The organism is Klebsiella spallanzanii, from assembly GCF_902158555.1.
In the GTDB taxonomy this organism is placed as follows: Bacteria; Pseudomonadota; Gammaproteobacteria; order Enterobacterales; family Enterobacteriaceae; genus Klebsiella; species Klebsiella spallanzanii.
In genome coordinates, this window is the sequence record NZ_CABGGS010000005.1 from 203,610 (window position 1) to 210,164 (window position 6,555).

The window sequence follows — 6,555 nt, forward strand, 5'->3', positions numbered from 1 at the left end:
TGCGCCGGTTGGCCTTATCCCCCATACCTTCCTTTCCTGGAGAGACGATACTTCGCTATGCGGAGGAGAAACGCGCACCACTCAGCAAATGGAACAAAGCGAGTCGCGTATGGACAAAATCAAACGTCGTTGGGCAGTCTACGTTATTGGTTTACTGGTGGTGATTGCCGCCGCCGCATGGTGGATGCTGCGTCCACCGGGACTCCCGGCAGGCTTTGCCAGCAGCAACGGTAGAATTGAAGCCACAGAGGTCGATATCGCCACCAAAACCGCCGGACGTATCGATACGATTCTGGTCAAAGAAGGGCAGTTTGTCCGCCAGGGCGAAGTCTTAGCCCGCATGGATATCCGGGTGCTCAACGAACAACGGCTGGAAGCCGCAGCGCAAATTAAGGAAGCGGAAAGCGCGATTGCCGCCGCGAAAGCGCTGCTCGATCAGCGTCAAGGCGAAATGCGCGCTGCCGAGGCGGTCGTGAAGCAGCGGCAGGCTGAATTAAACTCCGCCGCCAAACGCCACGGCCGTTCCAGCACACTCTCACAGCGCGGCGCGGTCTCCGCTCAGCAGCTTGATGACGACCTGGCGGCGGCGGAAAGCGCCAGGGCTGCGCTGGAATCAGCAAAAGCCCAGGTCTCTGCCGCCAGAGCGGCTATTGAGGCGGCAAGAACCAGCATTATTCAGGCACAAACCCGCGTTGAAGCAGCTCAGGCCACGGAGCGTCGGATTGTCGCCGATATCGATGATAGCGAACTGAAAGCGCCGCGCGATGGTCGTATTCAGTATCGTGTTGCTGAACCGGGAGAGGTGCTGGCGGCGGGCGGACGGGTGCTGAATATGGTCGACTTGTCCGATGTCTACATGACCTTCTTCCTGCCGACCGAACAGGCGGGCCTGCTGGCGCTGGGCAGCGAAGCGCGAATTATCCTTGATGCCGCGCCCAATCTGGTCATTCCTGCCAATATCAGTTTTGTCGCCAGCGTAGCGCAGTTTACTCCCAAAACGGTGGAAACCAGCGATGAACGGCTGAAGCTGATGTTCCGCGTCAAAGCCCGCATTCCGCCGGAGCTGCTGGAACAACATCTTGAATATGTGAAAACCGGCCTGCCGGGTATGGCCTGGGTGCGCATGGATAATCAGCAGGCATGGCCTGAAGCGCTGACGGTGAGGTTGCCACAATGAACACGGTCGCCCGCCTGGAGAACGTCAGTCAGCACTTTGGCGCAACCACTGCGCTAAAAGACATTACGCTGAGCATTCCCGCCCGCTGTATGGTGGGCCTGATCGGGCCAGACGGCGTCGGCAAGTCCAGCCTGCTGTCATTAATTTCCGGCGCACGGGTCATTGAGCACGGCAATGTGGTCGTACTCGGCGGCGACATGAGCGATGTTCGCCACCGCCAGGACGTGTGCCCGAAAATTGCCTGGATGCCTCAGGGGCTAGGGAAGAACCTCTACCATACCCTGTCGGTCTATGAAAACGTCGACTTCTTTGCCCGCCTGTTCGGCCATGATAAGGCCGAACGTGAGAGCAGAATCAATGAGCTGCTCCAGAGCACCGGACTCGCGCCGTTTCGCGACCGTCCGGCGGGGAAACTTTCCGGCGGGATGAAGCAAAAGCTCGGCCTGTGCTGCGCGCTCATTCACGATCCGCAACTGTTAATCCTTGATGAACCAACCACCGGCGTCGATCCCCTCTCCCGCGCGCAGTTTTGGGATCTGATCGATAGCATTCGCCAGCGCCAGCCGGAGATGAGCGTGCTGGTCGCCACCGCCTATATGGAAGAGGCGGAACGTTTTGACTGGCTGGTCGCCATGAATGCGGGGGAAGTTCTGGCGACCGGCAGCGCAGACGAACTCAGGGCGCAAACGAAGAGCCAGACGCTGGAACAGGCGTTTATTGCCCTGCTTCCGGAAGCTCAACGCCTGGCACATAAAGAGGTGGTTATCCCGCCGCGCAACACAAAGGAGAGCGAAATCGCGATTGAAGCGCGTGGGCTGACGATGCGCTTCGGCAATTTTGTCGCCGTTGATCACGTGAACTTTCGTATCGCCCGAGGCGAAATATTCGGTTTCCTCGGTTCCAACGGCTGCGGTAAATCAACAACCATGAAAATGCTGACCGGACTGCTACCGGCTAGTGAAGGCGAGGCGTGGTTATTTGGCCAGCCGGTCGACCCCAGGGATATCGAGACCCGCCGCCGCGTTGGCTATATGTCGCAGGCCTTTTCTCTCTATAGCGAACTGACCGTGCGGCAAAACCTCGAGCTACATGCTCGTCTGTTTCACATTCCAGATGCGGAGATCCCCGCTCGGGTCGCTGAGATGAGTCAGCGCTTTATGCTGGAAGAGGTTGAAGACACCCTGCCAGCCTCGCTGCCGTTAGGTATTCGGCAACGGCTATCGCTGGCGGTCGCGGTGATTCACCGTCCGGAAATGTTAATTCTTGATGAACCCACCTCCGGTGTCGATCCGGTGGCCAGAGATATGTTCTGGCAACTGATGGTCGATCTTGCCCGCCAGGATCGGGTGACGATTTTTATCTCCACTCACTTTATGAATGAAGCAGAGCGCTGCGATCGCATTTCGTTGATGCATGCTGGCAAGGTGCTGGCCAGCGATACGCCGCAGGCGCTGGTCGAACAACGCGGTTCGGCCAGCCTCGAAGAGGCATTTATCGCCTGGCTACAGGAGGCAGCAGATGCCACACAGCCGCCTGCTGCTGAGGCTGCGCCGGTTCCCGTGATTGAACACAAAACCGAAACCATTGCTCCGCGTCAGGCGTTTAGCTTGCGCCGCCTGTTTAGCTACAGCCGTCGCGAAGCGCTGGAGCTACGTCGCGATCCGGTAAGATCGACCCTGGCATTGCTGGGTACGGTGATCCTGATGTTTATTATGGGATATGGGATCAGTATGGACGTCGAGGATCTGCGATTTGCGGTACTCGACCGCGATCAAACCGTCAGCAGCCAGGGCTGGTCGCAGAATATTGCCGGTTCACGCTATTTTATCGAACAGCCGCCGCTGCAAAGCTACAGTGAACTGGACAGAAGAATGCGCGACGGCGAACTGGCTGTGGCAATCGAGATTCCGCCCAATTTTGGCCGCGATATTGCCCGGGGGACACCGGTGCAAATCGGCGTATGGGTAGACGGCGCGATGCCAAACCGCGCGGAGACAGTGCGCGGCTACGTGCAGGCAATGCATCTGGCCTGGCTACAGGAAATGGCCGGTCGTCAGGCTAGCCCTAATCGCGATACTTCACTGATTTCAATAGAAACCCGCTATCGCTATAACCCGGACGTGAAGAGTTTGCCGGCGATTGTTCCAGCGGTTATTCCGCTACTGTTGATGATGATCCCGGCGATGCTCAGCGCGCTCAGCGTGGTACGTGAGAAAGAGCTTGGCTCAATTATCAATTTGTACGTGACGCCAACCACCCGCAGCGAATTTCTGCTGGGCAAACAGGTGCCGTATATCGTGCTGGGGATGTTCAACTTCTTCCTGCTCTGCGCGCTGTCGGTATTTGTCTTTGGCGTGCCGCATAAAGGAAGTTTTCTGACGCTAACGCTGGCCGCGCTGCTCTATGTCACGATCGCCACCGGGCTTGGCCTGCTGATCTCAACGTTTATGAAAAGCCAGATTGCGGCGATTTTCGGTACCGCAATTATTACGCTTATCCCGGCGACGCAGTTCTCCGGGATGATCGACCCCGTCGCCTCGCTGGAAGGGCCTGGCCGCTGGATTGGCCAGATTTATCCAACCAGCCACTTTCTGACGATTGCGCGAGGAACGTTTTCCAAGGCGCTGAATCTGACGGACCTGTGGGGTTCCTTTATACCACTGCTGATTGCGGTTCCGCTGGTGCTGGGCCTGAGCGTGTGGCTGCTGAAAAAACAGGAGGGATAATGCGCGGATTACGCAATATTTATAACCTGGGCGTGAAGGAATTACGCAGTCTGCTGGGCGATAAGGCGATGCTGACATTAATCATCTTTGCTTTTACCGTCTCGGTATACTCCTCCGCGACGGTGATGCCAGGATCGCTGCATCTGGCCCCTATCGCCATCGCCGATATGGATAAATCTCAGCTCTCATCGCGTATTATCAACGGTTTTTATCGACCCTGGTTTTTACCGCCGGAGCTGATTACCGCAGATGAAATGGACGCCGGGCTGGATGCCGGACGTTACACTTTCGCGATCAATATTCCCCCCAATTTCCAGCGCGATGTATTAGCAGGACGTCAACCGGAGCTACAGGTTAACGTTGACGCGACGCGAATGAGCCAGGCGTTTACCGGCAATAGCTATATCCAGAATATTGTCACTGGTGAGGTAAACAGCTTTGTCGCCCGCTACCGGGATAACAGTTCGCTACCGGTTGAGCTGGCCGTCAGGATGCGCTTTAACCCGAACCTGGAGCAGGAACGTTTCGGGGCCGTCATGGCGATTATCAACAATATTACTATGCTGGCGATTGTGCTTACCGGCTCGGCGCTGATACGTGAGCGGGAACATGGCACCGTGGAGCATCTGCTGGTGATGCCGGTGACGCCGTTTGAAATCATGATGGCAAAGATATGGTCAATGGGGTTAGTGGTACTGGTTGTTTCCGGATTGTCCCTCATGTTGATGGTTCAGGGAGTTCTGCAGGTACCGATTGAAGGCTCTATTCCGCTGTTTATGCTGGGAGTGGCCCTGAGCCTGTTTGCCACCACCTCAATTGGTATTTTTATGGGAACAGTAGCCCGTTCGATGCCGCAGCTGGGGTTGTTGATGATTCTGGTGCTTTTGCCGCTGCAGATGTTATCCGGTGGATCAACGCCGCGAGAAAGTATGCCGCAGGCGGTGCAGGATATCATGCTCACCATGCCGACAACTCATTTCGTCAGCCTGGCGCAGGCAATTCTGTATCGAGGCGCAGATTTTGCGATTGTCTGGCCGCAGTTTCTGACGCTGCTGGCTATCGGTGGCGTATTTTTTACGATTGCACTGCTGCGTTTTCGTAAGACGATTGGAGAGATGGCTTGAACGATGCCGATGTCGCGACTCCAGCGGCATCGGCTTTATTTATTACGGTTCATAAAACGCCGCAGCAGCCAGGTAAACCCCATTGCCATGCTGAACAGAATAAACAGCAGCAGCACCCAACTGACCGAGATTCGCAGCAAGGTACTTAGCGTCATAAAGGGCTGAAGATACACGGTAAATGAGTGCTCTAACGGCTTCCCCAGCAGCGTCATTACGCCATCCGTCAGCCATACAATCACCCGACAGACCAACCAGATAATCGCTGGCCAACAGAGCAATACCAAAAAGGTGAAACGCTCTTGTATGTAATTTATCAGTTGGCGCAAAGGAGGCCAGTTAATCAGAATTTTCATTTATATTCTCATATTGCCAGCCGGTAACATGCATTATTCGTCAAAAGACGTTACCGGGTTAGCGTCCATACAGGCAATGCACCCTTATGTTTTTATCAAATTTGAATTAACTTAAACCAGATCGAGTTAACAAAGTGTTAAGGACACTAAGGCATTTCCTTGAAAAAGTCCAGTAGTTATGCCTTTCTCCCGGCATAAGGCGATGTTTTCACATGCATTTGTTAATATAATTACATTAACGCAACTAGTAATTATAATAGAAATATTCTGAATTTAATTCATATTCAATATTGAGACAGGGGTTTATATATATTTTTATTTCGGTAACGGAATTAAATCAATAACAAAAAACTCTCTAATAAATTATTCTATTCAACCGACAAATCCACGAATGATTATTTTCCGATAAATAATGATATTGGACGCAATGTACTTACACTAGTCGTAACTGCTAACAATAATTTTCCTGGTTGTACCCTCTGCAACATTAATCATTTCGGTTATCACACCGGGGAAAACGTTATAAACTTTTTTGGTATCAATAACATAACTATGATCCCCGCATAACTGCTGAGGTTTCCCTGCCACAATACCGGTACTGCAGGTAAGTGAAGCTACTTGTCCGGTAACGGTTAGTGTTGCCATATCTGCAGCAAAAGCTGCTACATTCATTGCAAAAGCTAAAGTAAAAACCCCAGCCGATAGCACCATTTTCATTGGTTTGTCACTCTTTAACAGGGACTGTAAAAGCAAGGATAGTCGTAATGTACCGATTGCGGTAGGAGTCATGTAGAAGGATATAAAGGTATGTGGAACGATAAGGATCGATGGTTGCTATTCAACTATATTATCGACAAAAACGCAAAAAGCCCATCCGTCAGGATGGGCTCTTCACTTGATTGATGCCTGGCAGTTCCCTACTCTCACATGGGGAGACCCCACACTACCATCGGCGCTACGGCGTTTCACTTCTGAGTTCGGCATGGGGTCAGGTGGGACCACCGCGCTACAGCCGCCAGGCAAATTCTGTTTATCTGTATCAAGCTGAATTTCTCTCATTCCGCCAAAACATCTTCGGCGTTGTAAGGTTAAGCCTCACGGTTCATTAGTACCGGTTAGCTCAACGCATCGCTGCGCTTACACACCCGGCCTATCAACGTCGTCGTCTTCAACGT

5 protein-coding genes and 2 rRNA genes are annotated in these 6,555 nt (G+C 53.3%); 3 read left to right on the top strand and 4 right to left on the bottom strand.

Annotated elements, in window-relative coordinates; genetic code table 11:
- Positions 1-109: 109 nt before the first annotated feature.
- Genes FN082_RS08380 through FN082_RS08390 form a run of 3 tightly spaced genes read left to right on the top strand, consistent with a single transcriptional unit; the run spans position 110 to position 5,027 of the window.
- Entirely contained in the window at positions 110-1,177 is a 1,068-nt protein-coding gene (locus FN082_RS08380; RefSeq protein WP_142981426.1) for an HlyD family secretion protein, read from the top strand.
- Positions 1,174-3,903 carry a ribosome-associated ATPase/putative transporter RbbA gene (rbbA, locus tag FN082_RS08385; RefSeq protein ID WP_142462143.1) on the top strand — a complete coding sequence of 910 codons (2,730 nt, stop codon included), beginning with the start codon at positions 1,174-1,176 and terminating at the stop codon, positions 3,901-3,903. The genes FN082_RS08380 and rbbA overlap by 4 nt, the downstream gene beginning before the upstream one ends.
- A complete protein-coding gene (locus FN082_RS08390; protein ID WP_139539248.1) occupies positions 3,903-5,027 on the top strand; it encodes an ABC transporter permease in 1,125 nt (374 codons plus the stop codon). Before rbbA ends, FN082_RS08390 begins: the two co-directional genes overlap by 1 nt.
- 35 nt (positions 5,028-5,062) lie before the next feature.
- On the opposite strand, the gene FN082_RS08395 is transcribed toward FN082_RS08390, so the two are convergent.
- The 4 genes from FN082_RS08395 to FN082_RS08410 form a co-directional block, all read right to left on the bottom strand.
- Positions 5,063-5,380 (bottom strand): hypothetical protein, encoded by a 318-nt coding sequence (locus FN082_RS08395; protein ID WP_139539247.1) that lies wholly within the window; start codon positions 5,378-5,380, stop codon positions 5,063-5,065.
- A 438-nt stretch (positions 5,381-5,818) separates the two neighbouring features.
- Complete coding sequence (locus FN082_RS08400; protein WP_180349591.1) at positions 5,819-6,097, bottom strand: DUF2574 family protein; 279 nt, start codon at positions 6,095-6,097, stop codon at positions 5,819-5,821.
- 187 nt (positions 6,098-6,284) lie between these two features.
- A 5S ribosomal RNA gene (gene rrf / locus FN082_RS08405) occupies positions 6,285-6,400 on the bottom strand.
- A gap of 64 nt (positions 6,401-6,464) precedes the next feature.
- A 23S ribosomal RNA gene (locus tag FN082_RS08410) occupies positions 6,465-6,555 on the bottom strand; the annotation flags it as partial.